At 60.8% G+C, this 13897-nt stretch carries 16 protein-coding genes and 1 pseudogene; 6 read left to right on the top strand and 11 right to left on the bottom strand.

The window, feature by feature from the left end; all coding sequences use genetic code 11:
• Position 1: 1 nt before the first annotated feature.
• The 9 genes from tolA to aspS all read right to left on the bottom strand — a co-directional run bounded on the left by tolA (position 2) and on the right by aspS (position 7548).
• Complete coding sequence (gene tolA / locus CFY91_RS12305; RefSeq protein WP_093986674.1) at positions 2 to 928, bottom strand: cell envelope integrity protein TolA; 927 nt, start codon at positions 926 to 928, stop codon at positions 2 to 4.
• Positions 928 to 1386, bottom strand: a complete 459-nt coding sequence (tolR, locus tag CFY91_RS12300; protein WP_093986673.1) for a protein TolR — start codon at positions 1384 to 1386, stop codon at positions 928 to 930. Before tolR ends, tolA begins: the two co-directional genes overlap by 1 nt.
• Positions 1387 to 1396: 10 nt before the next feature.
• Positions 1397 to 2068 (bottom strand): protein TolQ, encoded by a 672-nt coding sequence (gene tolQ / locus CFY91_RS12295; RefSeq protein ID WP_371870490.1) that lies wholly within the window; start codon positions 2066 to 2068, stop codon positions 1397 to 1399.
• 26 nt (positions 2069 to 2094) lie between these two features.
• Positions 2095 to 2526 (bottom strand): tol-pal system-associated acyl-CoA thioesterase, encoded by a 432-nt coding sequence (gene ybgC, locus CFY91_RS12290; protein ID WP_093986671.1) that lies wholly within the window; start codon positions 2524 to 2526, stop codon positions 2095 to 2097.
• A gap of 57 nt (positions 2527 to 2583) precedes the next feature.
• On the bottom strand, positions 2584 to 3633 hold the full coding sequence (gene ruvB, locus CFY91_RS12285) for a Holliday junction branch migration DNA helicase RuvB (protein WP_093986670.1): 1050 nt from the start codon (positions 3631 to 3633) through the stop codon (positions 2584 to 2586).
• Complete coding sequence (gene ruvA, locus CFY91_RS12280; RefSeq protein WP_093986669.1) at positions 3630 to 4241, bottom strand: Holliday junction branch migration protein RuvA; 612 nt, start codon at positions 4239 to 4241, stop codon at positions 3630 to 3632. The genes ruvB and ruvA overlap by 4 nt, the downstream gene beginning before the upstream one ends.
• Before the next feature lie 15 nt (positions 4242 to 4256).
• Positions 4257 to 4781 (bottom strand): crossover junction endodeoxyribonuclease RuvC, encoded by a 525-nt coding sequence (gene ruvC / locus CFY91_RS12275; protein ID WP_093986668.1) that lies wholly within the window; start codon positions 4779 to 4781, stop codon positions 4257 to 4259.
• A 138-nt stretch (positions 4782 to 4919) separates the two neighbouring features.
• Positions 4920 to 5669 (bottom strand): YebC/PmpR family DNA-binding transcriptional regulator, encoded by a 750-nt coding sequence (locus tag CFY91_RS12270; protein WP_093986667.1) that lies wholly within the window; start codon positions 5667 to 5669, stop codon positions 4920 to 4922.
• A 103-nt stretch (positions 5670 to 5772) separates the two neighbouring features.
• Positions 5773 to 7548: an aspartate--tRNA ligase gene (gene aspS, locus CFY91_RS12265; RefSeq protein WP_093986666.1), complete on the bottom strand. Its 1776-nt coding sequence runs from the start codon at positions 7546 to 7548 to the stop codon at positions 5773 to 5775.
• Between the two features lie 212 nt (positions 7549 to 7760).
• Here aspS and CFY91_RS12260 point away from each other — a divergent pair, with 212 nt between their 5' ends.
• The 5 genes and pseudogenes from CFY91_RS12260 to CFY91_RS16240 all read left to right on the top strand — a co-directional run bounded on the left by CFY91_RS12260 (position 7761) and on the right by CFY91_RS16240 (position 11325).
• A complete protein-coding gene (locus tag CFY91_RS12260; protein WP_093986665.1) occupies positions 7761 to 8870 on the top strand; it encodes an HD domain-containing phosphohydrolase in 1110 nt (369 codons plus the stop codon).
• Positions 8871 to 8959: 89 nt separating this feature from the next.
• Positions 8960 to 9427 carry a Dps family protein gene (locus CFY91_RS12255; protein WP_093986664.1) on the top strand — a complete coding sequence of 156 codons (468 nt, stop codon included), beginning with the start codon at positions 8960 to 8962 and terminating at the stop codon, positions 9425 to 9427.
• Positions 9428 to 9480: 53 nt separating this feature from the next.
• Positions 9481 to 10548 (top strand): GGDEF domain-containing protein, encoded by a 1068-nt coding sequence (locus CFY91_RS12250; RefSeq protein WP_093986663.1) that lies wholly within the window; start codon positions 9481 to 9483, stop codon positions 10546 to 10548.
• A 174-nt stretch (positions 10549 to 10722) separates the two neighbouring features.
• Positions 10723 to 11025: pseudogene (locus CFY91_RS16310) on the top strand (cold shock domain-containing protein membrane protein); the annotation flags it as partial.
• An 81-nt stretch (positions 11026 to 11106) separates the two neighbouring features.
• Positions 11107 to 11325, top strand: coding sequence for a cold-shock protein (locus CFY91_RS16240; RefSeq protein WP_229727130.1), 219 nt, complete (start codon positions 11107 to 11109; stop codon positions 11323 to 11325).
• A gap of 58 nt (positions 11326 to 11383) precedes the next feature.
• Here the strand turns inward: CFY91_RS16240 and CFY91_RS12240 are convergent, their stop codons facing one another.
• Together CFY91_RS12240 and CFY91_RS12235 are read right to left on the bottom strand one after the other, a co-directional pair.
• Positions 11384 to 11590 carry a SlyX family protein gene (locus CFY91_RS12240; RefSeq protein ID WP_093986661.1) on the bottom strand — a complete coding sequence of 69 codons (207 nt, stop codon included), beginning with the start codon at positions 11588 to 11590 and terminating at the stop codon, positions 11384 to 11386.
• Positions 11587 to 12021 (bottom strand): HIT family protein, encoded by a 435-nt coding sequence (locus CFY91_RS12235; protein WP_093986660.1) that lies wholly within the window; start codon positions 12019 to 12021, stop codon positions 11587 to 11589. The genes CFY91_RS12240 and CFY91_RS12235 overlap by 4 nt, the downstream gene beginning before the upstream one ends.
• A gap of 476 nt (positions 12022 to 12497) precedes the next feature.
• On the opposite strand from CFY91_RS12235, the gene CFY91_RS12230 reads away from it, so the two are divergent.
• Positions 12498 to 13853, top strand: coding sequence for an OprD family porin (locus tag CFY91_RS12230; protein WP_093986659.1), 1356 nt, complete (start codon positions 12498 to 12500; stop codon positions 13851 to 13853).
• Positions 13854 to 13897 lie beyond the last annotated feature (44 nt).

Below are 13897 nucleotides of genomic sequence, written 5' to 3'. Positions count from 1 at the left end.
CTCACAGTGCCAAGTCCTCGGGGGTAAAAGTCATCTTGAACGAGCGATAAGGGGCGAAGTCTGCCGGGCTAAGGCCCTGCATCTCGCTGATGCGCCCGACATTGCGCACCGCGTTGACCGCGGAACTGTCAAAACCGGCGTCACCACTGCTACGCGAAACGCTGGCATTGGCAATGGTGCCGTCGGGCAACATGTTGATCTGTACGACCACAACCATGCCATTACGTGCCGAAGGTGGACGTGTCCAGTTCTGCGAGACCAGCTGGCGAATCAGATCATCAAAGCTGCCCGCTACCTGACTACCCAAGGTGTCGGCCTGAGTCTGCTGGTACTGGGTATCGGTAGACAACAGCTCGGCCAGCGCCTGTGCCTTACGGTCTTCCTGCGCCTTGCGCGCGGCCTCCTGGGCCTTGCGCTGCTTATCGGCCTCGGCTTTCTTGCGCGCCTCCTCGGCTTTGCGTTTTTTCTCCGCCTCGGCTTTCTTGCGAGCTTCTTCAGCTTGTTTCTTTTTTTGCTCTTGTTCGGCTTTCTTCTTGGCAATCGCGGCCTGCTCGGCCTTCTTGCGTGCTTCTTCAGCCTTTTTCTGCTGCTCAGCCTTCTTCGCGTCCTCAGCCTTCTTGCGCGCTGCAGCCGCTGCTTCCTGCTTCTGCTGTTCCTGCTTGCGGCTTTCCATCTGCTCGGTCTGATGCACCGGCGCGGAAGTTTTTTGTGCCTCACCGGCAATTTTCTGATTGGTACGCGTAGTCGCCTGGCTTTGCGACTGCAATTGATACAGGGTGACCTGCACCACCGGCTTGGAAGGTGGCAGTTCCACCGTGGACTGGAAACTCACGAACAGCAGAATGATGATCAGCAGGTGCAGGCTGACCGCCCAGACCACAGGCCAGAACAGATTTTCCGAGGGCAACGGCTCGCGCATGGGCTGCATCAGGGCGCCTCGGTAATCAGCCCGACATTGGCCACGCCGGCCTGCTGCAGGCCACCCATCACCGCCATCACTGCACCATAGTCCACAGCCTTGTCGCCGCGCACGAAGACCTGCACGGTCTTACCCTGCCGACTGTTCTCGGCGAGGATGCCGCTGGCGGCCGCCACCAGCTGGTCCAGCGACACACTGCTTTCACTGTCCTTGCCCTGCTCGGCATCCACCGAGTCGCCCATGTTCCAGTAATAGCTCTTGTCCGCCTTGATCGAGATGGTCAGCACGCGTGCATCGTTGTCCTGCGGCAACACTTCGCTGGACACCTTGGGCAGGTCAACCTTGACCCCCTGGTTGAGCATCGGCGCGGTGACCATGAAGATCACCAGCAGCACCAGCATGACGTCGATGTAGGGAACGACGTTCATCTCGGCAACGGGTTTGCGGCGGTTTCGGATTCTGGCCATGGCTTGGCACTCAGTCGTCGGAGCTGTGCACTTTACGGTGCAGGATTGCCTGGAACTCGTCGGCAAAGGTGTAGTAGCGGGCGATCAGGCGCTCACTGCGCGCCGCGAAGCGGTTGTAGGCGATGACCGCAGGAATTGCCGCGAACAGGCCGATTGCCGTAGCGATCAACGCTTCGGCAATGCCCGGCGCCACGGTAGCCAGGGTGGCCTGCTGCACCTGGGCGAGGCCAAGGAAGGAGTTCATGATGCCCCATACGGTGCCGAACAGACCGACGTAGGGACTGGTCGAGCCTACCGTGGCAAGGAACGGCAGCGCTGTCTCAAGTTTTTCCTCTTCGCGGGAAATGGCCACGCGCATCGCACGGTTGACACCATCCATGACCGCATCGGGGTCTACGCCGGACTGCTGGCGCAGGCGGGAAAACTCCTTGAAGCCGGCACGAAAAATCTGCTCGACCCCCGAGTCTGGATCAGGGTTGCTACCCGCCTGGCGATACAGCTTGGACAGATCGATACCCGACCAGAAACGCTCTTCGAAGGTTTCCAGACCACGCTTGGCAGCGCGCATCAGGTTGCTGCGCTGAAAGATGATGACCCACGAAGCGACCGAGGCAGCAACCAGCGACAGCATAACCAGCTGCACGACCAGGCTGGCGTGACTGATCAGACTCCATACAGACATATTGTCAACGGCTGTGGCTTCCACACTTAGTCTCCTAGAGGGGCGGCGAAGGCTGCACGCAGCGCTTCGGGTATGGCCCGGGGTTGCAAATTGTCAGCCCGCACGCAGGCCACGGTGAACTGTCCCTGGCAGAGCAGCGCATCATCCTGCTCACGCCTGACCTGCTGGCTGAAACACAGGCTGGCACGCTTCAGCCACAGCACCTCGGCGCTCACATACAGCGCATCATCCAAGCGCGCCGGCTGCTGGTAACGCACCTCCGCCGAATGCACCACGAACAACAGGTTCTCACCAACCAGTTGCGACTGGGCATAGCCCATGGCGCGTAGCCGCTCGGTACGGGCACGCTCCATGTACTTGAGGTAGTTGACGTAGTAAACGATCCCGCCAGCGTCGGTATCTTCGTAGTAGACCCGGCAGGGATAACGAAACGACAAGGCTTGCTGCAAGGCGCGCATACTCTAGTGATCCCCCGAGGCCTTGCCAATCCACCGGCACAGGTATTTTTTCATCGACTAGCCTTCACCGTTGAACAGGTCGGCTGTCGCCCCTTCGCCGAGGCGTGTCGGTAGATTAAGGCCAAAGTGCAGATAGGCATGCCGGGTCACCATGCGCCCTCGCGGGGTACGCATCATATAGCCCTGCTGGATGAGGTAGGGCTCCAGCACATCCTCGATGGTATGCCGTTCTTCGCCAATCGCCGCCGCCAGGCTGTCCAACCCCACCGGACCACCATCAAAACGCTCGATCATTGCCAGCAGCAAACGGCGATCCTGATGATCGAAGCCACGCGCATCGACATCCAGCAGGTTCAATGCACGATCAGCGGTCTCCAGGCAGATGGCGCCATTGCCTCGCACCTCGGCATAGTCGCGTACTCGCCGCAGCAGGCGATTGGCGATACGTGGCGTACCGCGCGCCCGGCGGGCGATTTCGTAGGCACCCTGCGGATCGATCGACAAGCCCAGGATGCCCGCGGAACGGCTGACAATGCTCGCCAGGTCATCGCTGTTGTAGAACTCCAGGCGCTGCACGATACCGAAGCGATCACGCAGCGGGTTGGTCAGCATGCCGGCACGCGTGGTAGCGCCGACCAGGGTAAAGGGTGGCAGATCGAGTTTGATCGAGCGCGCCGCCGGGCCTTCACCGATCATGATGTCCAGCTGGAAGTCCTCCATCGCCGGATAGAGGACTTCCTCGACCACCGGCGAGAGGCGATGGATCTCGTCGATGAACAAGACATCGCCGGGCTCCAGATTGGTCAGCAGCGCGGCCAGGTCACCCGGACGCTCCAGCACCGGGCCCGAGGTGCTCTTCAGCGAAACACCCATTTCTGCGGCAAGGATATTGGCCAGCGTCGTCTTGCCCAACCCCGGCGGGCCAAAGATCAGCGTATGGTCCAGCGCCTCCTGGCGGCTGCGCGCGGCCTGGATGAACAGCTCCATCTGCTCGCGCACCACCGGCTGACCAATATAGTCGGCCAGGCGTAACGGGCGAATGGCCCGATCAATCTGCTCTTCGCGTTCCCGCGGGCTGGCAGCCACCAGCCGATCCGCTTCAATCACCCTTGCACCATGCCCTTGAGGGCGCGCCGAATCATTTCTTCACTGGACAGGCCTTCCGCCTTGACCGCCGCCACAGCCTTGCTGGCTTCCTGCGGCTTGTAGCCCAACGCCAGCAAGGCGCTCAACGCATCACTTTCAGCGCTTGAGACTACCTGCGCTGCACGAGGTTCCACCACCAGCCCGGCCATCAACGGCGACGTTTCCCAGGCTTTAAAGCGGTCCTTGAGTTCAACCAGCAGGCGCTCGGCAGTCTTCTTGCCCACCCCCGGCACCTTGACCAGCGCCGAGGTGTCCTGGGCCTGCACGCAGCGCACCAACTCATCGACCTCCAGGCCGGACATCAGTGCCAGCGCCAGCTTGGGGCCCACGCCATTCAGGCGGATCAGCTCACGAAACAGCTCACGCTCACGCTTCTGGGCAAAGCCGTAGAGCAGCTGGGCATCCTCGCGCACCACCAGGTGGGTATGCAGGAGCAGCGCCTCGCCAAGACCGGGCAGACAATAAAGCGTGCTCATCGGCACTTCCAGTTCATAGCCCACGCCATTCACATCCAGCAAAACATGCGGTGGCTGCTTTTCCACCAGCAGGCCTTTCAGTCGACCGATCACAGAAAATTCCTTTGCTTACAGACGCAGACGCCCGCCACGACGGCGCGCGCCAAGCAGACCATGGGGAATAAGACTTTGCCGATGATGAGCGTGGCACAGAGCAATGGCCAGGGCGTCGGAGGCATCGACCTGCGGCTTCTGGGTCAGCCTGAGCAGGTGCATGACCATCAGCATGACCTGCTGCTTGTCTGCCCCGCCAGTTCCGGCAATCGCCTGCTTCACCTGGCTGGCGGTGTATTCGCTGATCGCCAGACCGGCTTCGATTCCCGCCACGATCGCCGCGCCACGCGCCTGACCGAGCTTGAGCGCCGAATCGGCATTCTTGGCCATGAACACCTGCTCGATGCCCATGGTCACCGGCCCATGCTGACGGATCACCTCGCCAACACCGCGGAATACCTGCTGCAGTCGGCTAGGCAAGTCGCCTTCGCCAGTGCGAATACAGCCGGAAGCCACATATTCACAGCCATGCCCGGTATCGCGCACTACACCGTAACCGGTGATACGCGAGCCTGGGTCGATGCCGAGGATCAGAGTCATGCCGCCCGTGCACTCCACATCCGGCCACGGCCGGAATACTGTCTATTTATCCAGCCATGAGTATACGGAGCAGCATCGATATAAAAAAGCCGGAAGCGCACCTGCGATCCCGGCTTTTTTCACCACCCAGGGTATCGATCAATCGAGCTGGGCAACAATTTCGTCGGGAATTTCCGCGTTGTGATAGACGTTCTGCACGTCATCCAGGTCTTCCAGCATATCAATCAGCTTGAGCACCTTCTGCGCGGTCTCCAGATCATCCACCGGCGCGGCAATGGTCGGGATCATCGCGATATCCGCTTCCTCGCCCTTGAAGCCGGCAGCGCTCAACGCTTCGTTCACCGCATGGAACTCGGCAAAGCTGGTCGACACCAGTGCCGAGCCATCCTCGCCCATCTCCACATCGTCAGCTCCCGCCTCCAGCGCCGCTTCCATCAGCGCCTCCTCGCTGACGCCCGGTGCAAAACTGATCTGCCCCTTGCGCTCGAACATGTAGGCTACCGAGCCGTCGGTGCCCAGGTTGCCGCCGCACTTGCTGAACGCATGACGTACCGCTGCAGCCGTGCGGTTACGGTTGTCGGTCATGGCCTCGACGATGATCGCTACGCCGTTGGGCGCATAGCCTTCGTAGCTCAGCTCCATGACGTTGTCAGCTTCGTTGTTACCGGCACCACGGGCAATCGCACGATCAATCACATCACGCGACATATTCGCCGTGAGCGCCTTGTCCACGGCCAGGCGCAGACGCGGGTTATCCGCCGGAATCGGCCCGCCGTGCTTGGCAGCCACCGTCAGCTCGCGAATCAGCTTGGTGAAGATCTTGCCGCGCTTGGCGTCCTGGCGACCCTTGCGGTGTTTGATATTGGCCCATTTGGAATGACCAGCCATAACTCACTCCGGTTGTTGCAAATTCGATATCCAGGCGTAAGAGTTCGAGCCTCTCCGTCCAGCCATAAAGAAGAAGCCTGGAAATCCAGGCTTCTTTTACGCTTTATTCTGCTTTCACCTGTTCACGCAGGCGAATATGCAGTTCGCGCAGCGCCTTGTTATCCACCAGGCCCGGGGCCTGGGTCATCACGCAGGCAGCGCTCTGGGTTTTCGGGAAGGCAATCACTTCACGGATCGAGCTGGCACCGGTCATCAGCATGACCAGGCGATCCAGACCGAAGGCCAGGCCACCATGGGGCGGCGCACCGTACTTCAGCGCATCAAGGAGGAAACCGAACTTCTCCTGCTGCTCTTCCTCGCTGATGCCGAGCACGCGGAACACGGTCTGCTGCATGGCCTTGTCATGGATACGGATCGAACCGCCACCCAGCTCGGTGCCGTTGAGGACCATGTCATAGGCACGCGACAGCGCGGCGGCCGGATTGGCTTCCAGCTCTTCCGGGCTGCAGCTCGGTGCGGTGAACGGGTGGTGCATGGCGGTCAGGCTGCCATCGTCGTTTTCCTCGAACATCGGGAAGTCGACCACCCACAGCGGGGCCCACTCACAGGTCAGCAGATTGAGGTCATGACCCAGCTTGATACGCAGCGCGCCCAGGGCTTCGCTGACGATCTTGGCCTTGTCGGCGCCGAAGAACACGATATCGCCATCGACAGCACCCACGCGATCGAGGATCACGTTGATGTTGTCCAGCGGGATGTTCTTGACGATCGGCGACTGCAGACCGTCAACGCCGGCGGCACGCTCATTGACCTTGATATAGGCCAGGCCCTTGGCGCCGTAGATGCCGACGAACTTGGTGTAGTCGTCGATCTGCTTGCGCGGCATGCTCGCCCCGCCCGGCACGCGCAGTGCGGTGACGCGGCACTTCGGGTCGTTGGCAGGTCCCGCGAATACCTTGAACTCGACGTCCTTGAGCTGATCTTCCACATCCACCAGTTCCAGCGGAATGCGCAGGTCCGGCTTGTCCGAACCGAAGCGACGCATGGCTTCGGCCAGGGTCATGTGCGGTAGTTCGCCGAACTCGACGTCCAGCACTTCCTTGAACAGGTTGCGCACCATGGTCTCGGTGATGCCCATGATGTCTTTTTCATCGAGGAAGCTGGTCTCGATATCGATCTGGGTGAATTCCGGCTGACGGTCGGCACGCAGGTCTTCGTCGCGGAAGCACTTGGCGATCTGGTAGTAGCGGTCGAAGCCGGCGACCATCAGCAGCTGCTTGAACAGCTGCGGCGACTGCGGCAGGGCGAAGAAGCTGCCGGCGTGGGTGCGGCTCGGCACCAAGTAGTCGCGCGCACCTTCCGGGGTAGCGCGAGTCAGGATCGGCGTTTCGACGTCGAGGAAGCCGTTCTCGTCCAGGTAGCGGCGAATGCTCGAGGTGATGCGCGAGCGCAGCTTGAGCTTCTCAGCCATCTCCGGGCGACGCAGGTCGATGAAGCGATAGCGCAGGCGGGTTTCCTCGCCAACGTCGGTGTATTCGTTGAGCGGGAACGGCGGAGTCTCGGCTTCGTTGAGCACATCCAGCTCATAACCCAGCACTTCGATGGCGCCGGAAGCCATGTTCGGATTGACCGCACCGGCCGGACGCAGACGTACCTTGCCGGTGATCTTCACCACATACTCGCTGCGCACACGGTCGGCCTTGGCGAAGGTCTCGGCGCGATCCGGATCGAATACCACCTGGGCCAGTCCCTCGCGGTCGCGGATGTCGAGGAAGATCACGCCACCGTGGTCGCGACGGCGGTGCACCCAGCCGCAAAGAGTGATTTCCTGGCCGTCCAGGCGCTCGTTCAGTTGGCCGCAGTAATGGCTTCGCATCATGGTCGCGCTTCGCTTCTCTCAAGGTCGTGGATTCGGGCCGGGCACGGGCCAAGCACGGCAGCGCGACAGCGCGACAGCGCCAAATCGCACCGCAGCCCGGGCAGGCAACGGCAAAGTCGCGGATTATAGCCTTAAAGCCACGCGCCTTGCAGCCGCCCTGCCGAGCCTCTCCTATACTGCAGGAGCGACGTCGCCAGCCCGGGAAAACCACCATGAACAGCCCCGTTGATAGCGATCTGCTCCAGGACCTGCGCCTGGATGCCGAGGAGCAACTGCCACGCTGCGAGCAACTGCTGATCGAACTGGAACAGCATGCCGACGATAGCGAACGCCTGGCTGAATTGTTTCGTCTACTGCACAGCCTCAAGGGCAATATCGGCATGGTCGGCCTGCACGCCTTGCTACCCCTTCCGCAGGCCATGGAGGATATCCTGGCGGCGCTGCGTAGCCGGCAATTGCGCTTTGACAGCCTGCTTGGCGACATCCTGCTGCTCAGCTTCGATCGCCTGCGCCAGCACCTGCAGGCCGTGTACGCCGGCGCACTGGACTACCAGCCGGATACAGACTGCGCGCAACTGGCTATCGCCCTCCACGAACTCGCCGGCACAGCGACGACACAGCAGGCGACTGCGCGCCAACGCTTGCTGTTGCAACTGGCGCCCGGCAGCGCCCTGCAGCCCAACGCGACGCCCGAGAGCGCGCCTGACTGCGCACGCCTGCTGGAACGTTACGACATCCCTGCGGACGCCGATGTGCAGTTCTGCCTGACCCTGATGCAAGCGATTGAACAGCGCTCACGCTACTGGCAAGGTCGCGGCCTGCGCCTGCTTCACCTGACCCTGGCCATCAACCAACAGGGCGGCCGCGTAGTCGACCCCGCGCAACTGGCTGTCGCCACCTGCCTGCACGACCTGGGCATGGCCTTCCTGCCATTGCACGTACTGCACAAGAAAAGCCGCCTCAGCCGCGAAGAAGTCCAGCACATCCGCAGCCACCCACGCCTTGGCCACGACCTGCTGCGCCGCCTGGAACGCTGGGAGGATGCCGCCGAAATTGTCCTGCACCACCAGGAACACGCTGACGGCCAAGGCTATCCGCGCGGCCTGCGCGAGGTGGAAATCCATCCGGGCGCCTTGATCCTGGCGATCGCCGACACCTTCGATGCGCGCACCCACGAGCGCGCTTACCAGACACTCAGCAAGCGCCCACGGCTGCGCGCCATCCTGGAAATCAACAACCTGGCGGGCCGCCAGTTCAGCGCCCACTGGGTCGAAGTGTTCAACCACACCCTGCAGCAACAACCGCAACTGGCACATTTATAGCTTGGCCAGGCGTTGACCCTGAACAACATGCCCCAAGCGCGGCACATGCTAGGCTTGGCACATCGTTACCCGAGAAGAGGATGTAGCCCATGGACATCAACATCGGTATCAAGGAAGCAGATCGCGCCGCCATCGCCGACGGCCTGGCCCGTCTGCTGGCCGACACATATACCCTGTACCTGAAGACCCACAACTTCCATTGGAACGTTACCGGGCCGATGTTCAACACCCTGCATCTGATGTTCGAAACCCAATACACCGAACTGGCGCTGGCTGTCGACCTGATCGCCGAGCGCATCCGCGCCCTGGGCTTTCCGGCCCCCGGGACTTATGCGGCCTATGCCCGCCTGTCATCGATCAAGGAAGAAGAAGGCGTACCGTCAGCCCAGGAAATGATCAAGCTACTGGTACAGGGCCAGGAAGCCGTGGTGCGTACCGCTCGTGGTATATTCCCGCTGGTTGATCAGGTGAGTGACGAACCTACCGCCGACCTGCTCACGCAACGCATGCAGGTGCATGAAAAAACCGCCTGGATGCTACGCAGCCTGCTCGACTGAGCATTGAGCCGCGACGCCCCGCAGCCCTGGACACCACCCCCACAGTGACGTGCATGAGCAAAGCCAACAAACCTACCAGCCTGCTGGAGCTGTTTCCCGAGGAAACCCGCGAGGCCGCCGACCTCCTCAAGCAGGCTGTGCCGCACATGGTGCGTCACGACATCCCCCCCAATCCGGTGCACTACGCCCTGTGGTACAGCTATTGCCAGGGCAACGAGCCGGAGCTGCAACGCCGCCTGGACAAGATCGTCAAGGACTTTGATGCCTTCCCCCCGGAAAGCGCCGTCAAGCTGTACCGCGAGTTCATCATCCGAGGCGAACTGGACGAAGCACGCCAAGGCCAGCAACAGGTGATCGAACTGGTCGACGACATCGAAGGCAACGTGGCGCGCAGCGTAGCGGGCAGCCAAGCCTACCAGGCCAGCCTCGAACAAGGCCTCAACGCCCTGTATGACCCGCTGATCGATGACCTGCCGGACGTCCTCCACGACCTGCAGGAAAGCACCCAGTTGATGCAGCACCAGCAGGAGCAGTTCCTCTCCCGCCTGCAAGCCGCCCAAGCGGAAATCCAGAACCTGCGCAACCAGTTGGAGCGCGCCCAGCTGGCCGCCACCCTGGATGGCCTGACTCAGGTGTTCAACCGTCATTCCTTCAGTCGCCTGCTGGAACAGGCGCTGGCCAATGATCCGCGCGGCATCGCCCTGATCATCATGGATATCGACTACTTCAAGCAGTTCAACGACCAGTTCGGCCACCCGCTGGGCGATCGGGTGCTGCAGCACTTTGGCCAGATGCTCAGGGAAACCCTGCCACCTCGCGCCATGGCCGCACGTTACGGCGGCGAGGAGTTCTGCGTAGTCATGCGCGACTGTCATGATCTACAGCAGGCCATGCAGCATGCCGAACTCTTGCGCCAGAAAATCCAGGCGCTACGGGTCAAGGTACGCAGCACTGACAAGGTACTGGACACTATCACCGCCTCCTTCGGTGTTGCCCTGGCGGTTCCAGGCGACAACCTGGAAAGCCTGCTGACCCGTGCCGATGACGCCCTCTACCAGGCCAAGCGCGGCGGACGCAACCAGGTTCAGCCGAGCCCGAGCACGCCCGCACTAACGGGCTAATTTGAGAAGCCCCCGCCTTTACGGTTAAATAGCCGCCGCCAGCCAGCCCCCAAGCCCCCACAAGCGGGCAATGCCTGATAACAGCGCTGCTCTGTGTCGAGCAAACGCCCGGGTTAGCCGGCGCGGCCTGCTGGTATCGCTGTGTTTTTTATTTTTTCTGACGTGAGTATCTCAATGTTGAAGATCGTGCATCTGCTGACCGGCGCCTGCGCACTATTGCTGGCAGCCATCCTTACCCTGCAAACCAGTAACGAAGCCCCACTGCAGGACAGCAGCTTGCTGGCACTCGGCCTGCTGGCTCTGTCCAATCTGATCGTCTCCGGCCTGACCCACAGCAGCCTGACCCGCCTGCAACAAGCCGGCAGCCTGCTGCTCGTGGTAGCCACCCTGACCCAGGCGCTGGATGTCCTACTGACGCTACCACTGCCCAGCAACCTGCCAGCCCTGCTACTCCTGGCCATAGCCAGCCTGTGTTATGTACTGCGTCTGCCCAGCCCACAACGCGCTCCGCGTAGCCGCGCAACGCCTAGCCAGAACACCAACAACAATGCCGGCGGCCTGCGCGAAAGCGGAACGGTCAAGTGGTTCAACACATCCAAGGGGTTCGGCTTCATTTCCCGCGATTCAGGCGATGATATCTTTGTGCACTTTCGGGCCATTCGCGGCGACGGCCACCGCATTCTGGTCGAAGGCCAACGTGTCGAGTTCGTGGTCATGCAGCGCGACAAGGGACTGCAGGCCGAAGATGTGGTGATAGACCTTCCCGGCCGACGCTAACCACAGGTCCTGATAAAAAACGCCCCGCATCAGCGGGGCGTTTTTTATCAGCGAAACATCAGTAGTGCGGCGGCGGCACATCGATAATCGGCTCCCCCACATGAACCTGCATGTCTTCCTGGCGTCTAGCCAACTGGACCACCTGCTGCTGCAGACGCTCGATAATCCTTTGCTGGGTGGCCAGTTCGGTACTGAGACTAGCCAACATGTCATCCTGGAAAGCCAGGCGAACCTCAAGCTCGGTGACCCGCTGCTCCAGACTCATACCGACACCCCATCGCCAAACCGGAAGTCGTCAGTCAATACCAGGCGCAGGCGCTCCAGCACAGCCGCCACCTGCTCGGCCGTATAGACCTGTGCCGGCGAATGCCCCCATACCGGCGCAGGCCAGGCGGGGTCCTGACGCTTGCGCACGATCACATGCATGTGCAACTGCCCTACGACGTTACCTAGCGCTGCCACATTCATCTTATCGGCGGCAAAACTATCCTTGAGCACCTCAGCCAACATAGTAGTTTCACGCCATAGCAGTGCCTGGTCAGCGGCATCCAGCTGAAAAATCTCGCTAACTTCCTCACGCCGCGGCACCAGAATGAACCAGGGGTAGCGGGCATCATTCATCAGCAGCAGACGACACAGTGGAAAATCCCCCAGCACCAGACAGTCCTGTTGCAAACGTGAATCCAGAACAAACATGAGCATTCCTCCAGCCACTCGGCCAACGCACGTCACAGGCATCAAAGGCGGCCAGACTAGCGAGAGCGCCCGGCAAAACCAAGCCACGCAACACGCACCAAAAGCCGCCAGCACAAGAAAAGTCGCACCAAATCGACGCAAAGCTACCCCGAAAGGCATAGCTCAACCCCTCAAATACAGCCTGCACGGCCTGAAAAACATGCATCAGGCATTTTGTGCACGCTATTTGCTTACAACCAAGTGCACAGGCTGCCGTGGCACATCCGGAAAAATCCTGACCCTTGCGACAGCTATGAAATTGCGACAAAAATGATGCACTTGCGCGACATTACCGTGAAGCAAAGGTTCCTTTCCCGGGCCAAGTGTCGTCATTTTCGGCAGCGTGCTATAAGTTACGCGCCGACACAAAAAGAAAGACCGCCCAGTCAGGCCTAACCTGCGGGTGAGAAAATCTTCAAACCAAAGGAGCAATTCCCATGCAAATGATGAAGTGGAGCGCCCTCGCCCTGGCAGTAGCCGCCGGCACTTCCCAGGTGGCTTTCGCCAGCGCGCAGTCTGAGTCCAAGGGCTTTGTTGAAGACAGCAGCTTCGACGTTCTGAACAAGAACTTCTTCTTACACCGCGACTTCCGCAACAATGGCGCAGGCAATGGCGGAAGCGCTGACGATCAGAACTATCGTCAAGAGTGGGCCCACGGCATTACCGCTCTCTACGAGTCGGGCTATACCGTAGGCACCGTAGGTTTCGGCGTAGACGCCCACGGCATGCTGGGCATCAAGCTCGACAGCGGCCGCGGCACTACAGGCACCGGCCTGCTGCCGATCGACAGCGATGGTCGCGCGGAAGACGATTACTCCTACGCCGGTGGCGCGGTGAAGATGCGCATCTCCAATACCGAACTGAAGTACGGCAACCTGTTCCCGACCGCCCCGGTCTTCGCCACTAGCACCGCCCGCCTGCTGCCAGCCAGTGCAGAAGGCTTCCAGCTGTCAAGCAGCGAAATCGAGAACCTTAGCCTGGATGCCGGCCACTTCACGTCCATTCGCGACGGCAGCATGAGCACCAACAGCGACGGCGAAATCGCCACTTCCTATGCTGGCGTTACAGCTAAAAGCGCCGACTATGTCGGCGGCAGTTACAGCTTCAGCGATGACTTCAGCGTAAGCCTGTACGGCTCCGAGCTGGAAGACATCTGGCGCCAGTACTACGGCAACGCCAACTACAACATTGCGTTCAGCGACAGCCAAGCACTGAACTTCGATTTCAACATCTATCGTACCGTGGACGAAGGCTCAGCCAAGGCCGGCGAACTAAACAACACAATCTTCTCCCTAGCTGCTGCCTACACCCTAGGCGCCCATAAGTTCACCCTCGCCCATCAGCGCAATAACGGCGACGAACCTATGGACTACATCATGATGGATGGCTTCAACTACGGTGACTCGGTCTTCCTGGCCAACTCCGTCCAATACTCCGACTTCAACGGCCCTGGCGAGAAGTCCTGGCAGGTCCGCTATGATCTCGATATGGCCGCCTTCGGCGTACCCGGCCTGAGCTTCATGGCCCGCTACATCACCGGCAGCGATGTCGACGGCACCAATGCCGACGTGAACGGTGCATTTGCTGGCGCCTATGGTAGCGACGGCAAGGAGTGGGAGCGCGACCTTCAAGTCAAGTATGTGTTCCAGGAAGGCCCCGCGAAGGATCTTTCCATCACCGTCCGCCAGGCCACCTGGCGTAGCAACAATGACATGGGCTGGGTCTACTCCGGCGGCTCCAGCGCGCTGGACGAAGTTCGCGTGATCACCGAATATCCGTTGGATATTCTGTAAGCATCCTTCGAGCTGTAAAAGAACCCGGCCTAGGCCGGGTTCTT

Source organism: Pseudomonas fluvialis, from assembly GCF_002234375.1.
GTDB classification, from domain to species: Bacteria; Pseudomonadota; Gammaproteobacteria; order Pseudomonadales; family Pseudomonadaceae; genus Aquipseudomonas; species Aquipseudomonas fluvialis.
Note: the sequence above shows the minus strand (reverse complement) of the source record. Positions and strands in the feature narration are given on the sequence as shown.

What these genes read in the sequence shown, in the direction of transcription:
- tolA (WP_093986674.1), bottom strand. Translation starts at nt 928, where the DNA reads ATGCAGCCCATGCGCGAGCCGTTGCCCTCGGAAAATCTGTTCTGGCCT.
- tolR (WP_093986673.1), bottom strand. Translation starts at nt 1,386, where the DNA reads ATGGCCAGAATCCGAAACCGCCGCAAACCCGTTGCCGAGATGAACGTC.
- tolQ (WP_371870490.1), bottom strand. Translation starts at nt 2,068, where the DNA reads ATGTCTGTATGGAGTCTGATCAGTCACGCCAGCCTGGTCGTGCAGCTG.
- ybgC (WP_093986671.1), bottom strand. Translation starts at nt 2,526, where the DNA reads ATGCGCGCCTTGCAGCAAGCCTTGTCGTTTCGTTATCCCTGCCGGGTC.
- ruvC (WP_093986668.1), bottom strand. Translation starts at nt 4,781, where the DNA reads ATGACTCTGATCCTCGGCATCGACCCAGGCTCGCGTATCACCGGTTAC.
- CFY91_RS12270 (WP_093986667.1), bottom strand. Translation starts at nt 5,669, where the DNA reads ATGGCTGGTCATTCCAAATGGGCCAATATCAAACACCGCAAGGGTCGC.
- aspS (WP_093986666.1), bottom strand. Translation starts at nt 7,548, where the DNA reads ATGATGCGAAGCCATTACTGCGGCCAACTGAACGAGCGCCTGGACGGC.
- CFY91_RS12260 (WP_093986665.1), top strand. Translation starts at nt 7,761, where the DNA reads ATGAACAGCCCCGTTGATAGCGATCTGCTCCAGGACCTGCGCCTGGAT.
- CFY91_RS12255 (WP_093986664.1), top strand. Translation starts at nt 8,960, where the DNA reads ATGGACATCAACATCGGTATCAAGGAAGCAGATCGCGCCGCCATCGCC.
- CFY91_RS12250 (WP_093986663.1), top strand. Translation starts at nt 9,481, where the DNA reads ATGAGCAAAGCCAACAAACCTACCAGCCTGCTGGAGCTGTTTCCCGAG.
- CFY91_RS12240 (WP_093986661.1), bottom strand. Translation starts at nt 11,590, where the DNA reads ATGAGTCTGGAGCAGCGGGTCACCGAGCTTGAGGTTCGCCTGGCTTTC.
- CFY91_RS12235 (WP_093986660.1), bottom strand. Translation starts at nt 12,021, where the DNA reads ATGTTTGTTCTGGATTCACGTTTGCAACAGGACTGTCTGGTGCTGGGG.
- CFY91_RS12230 (WP_093986659.1), top strand. Translation starts at nt 12,498, where the DNA reads ATGCAAATGATGAAGTGGAGCGCCCTCGCCCTGGCAGTAGCCGCCGGC.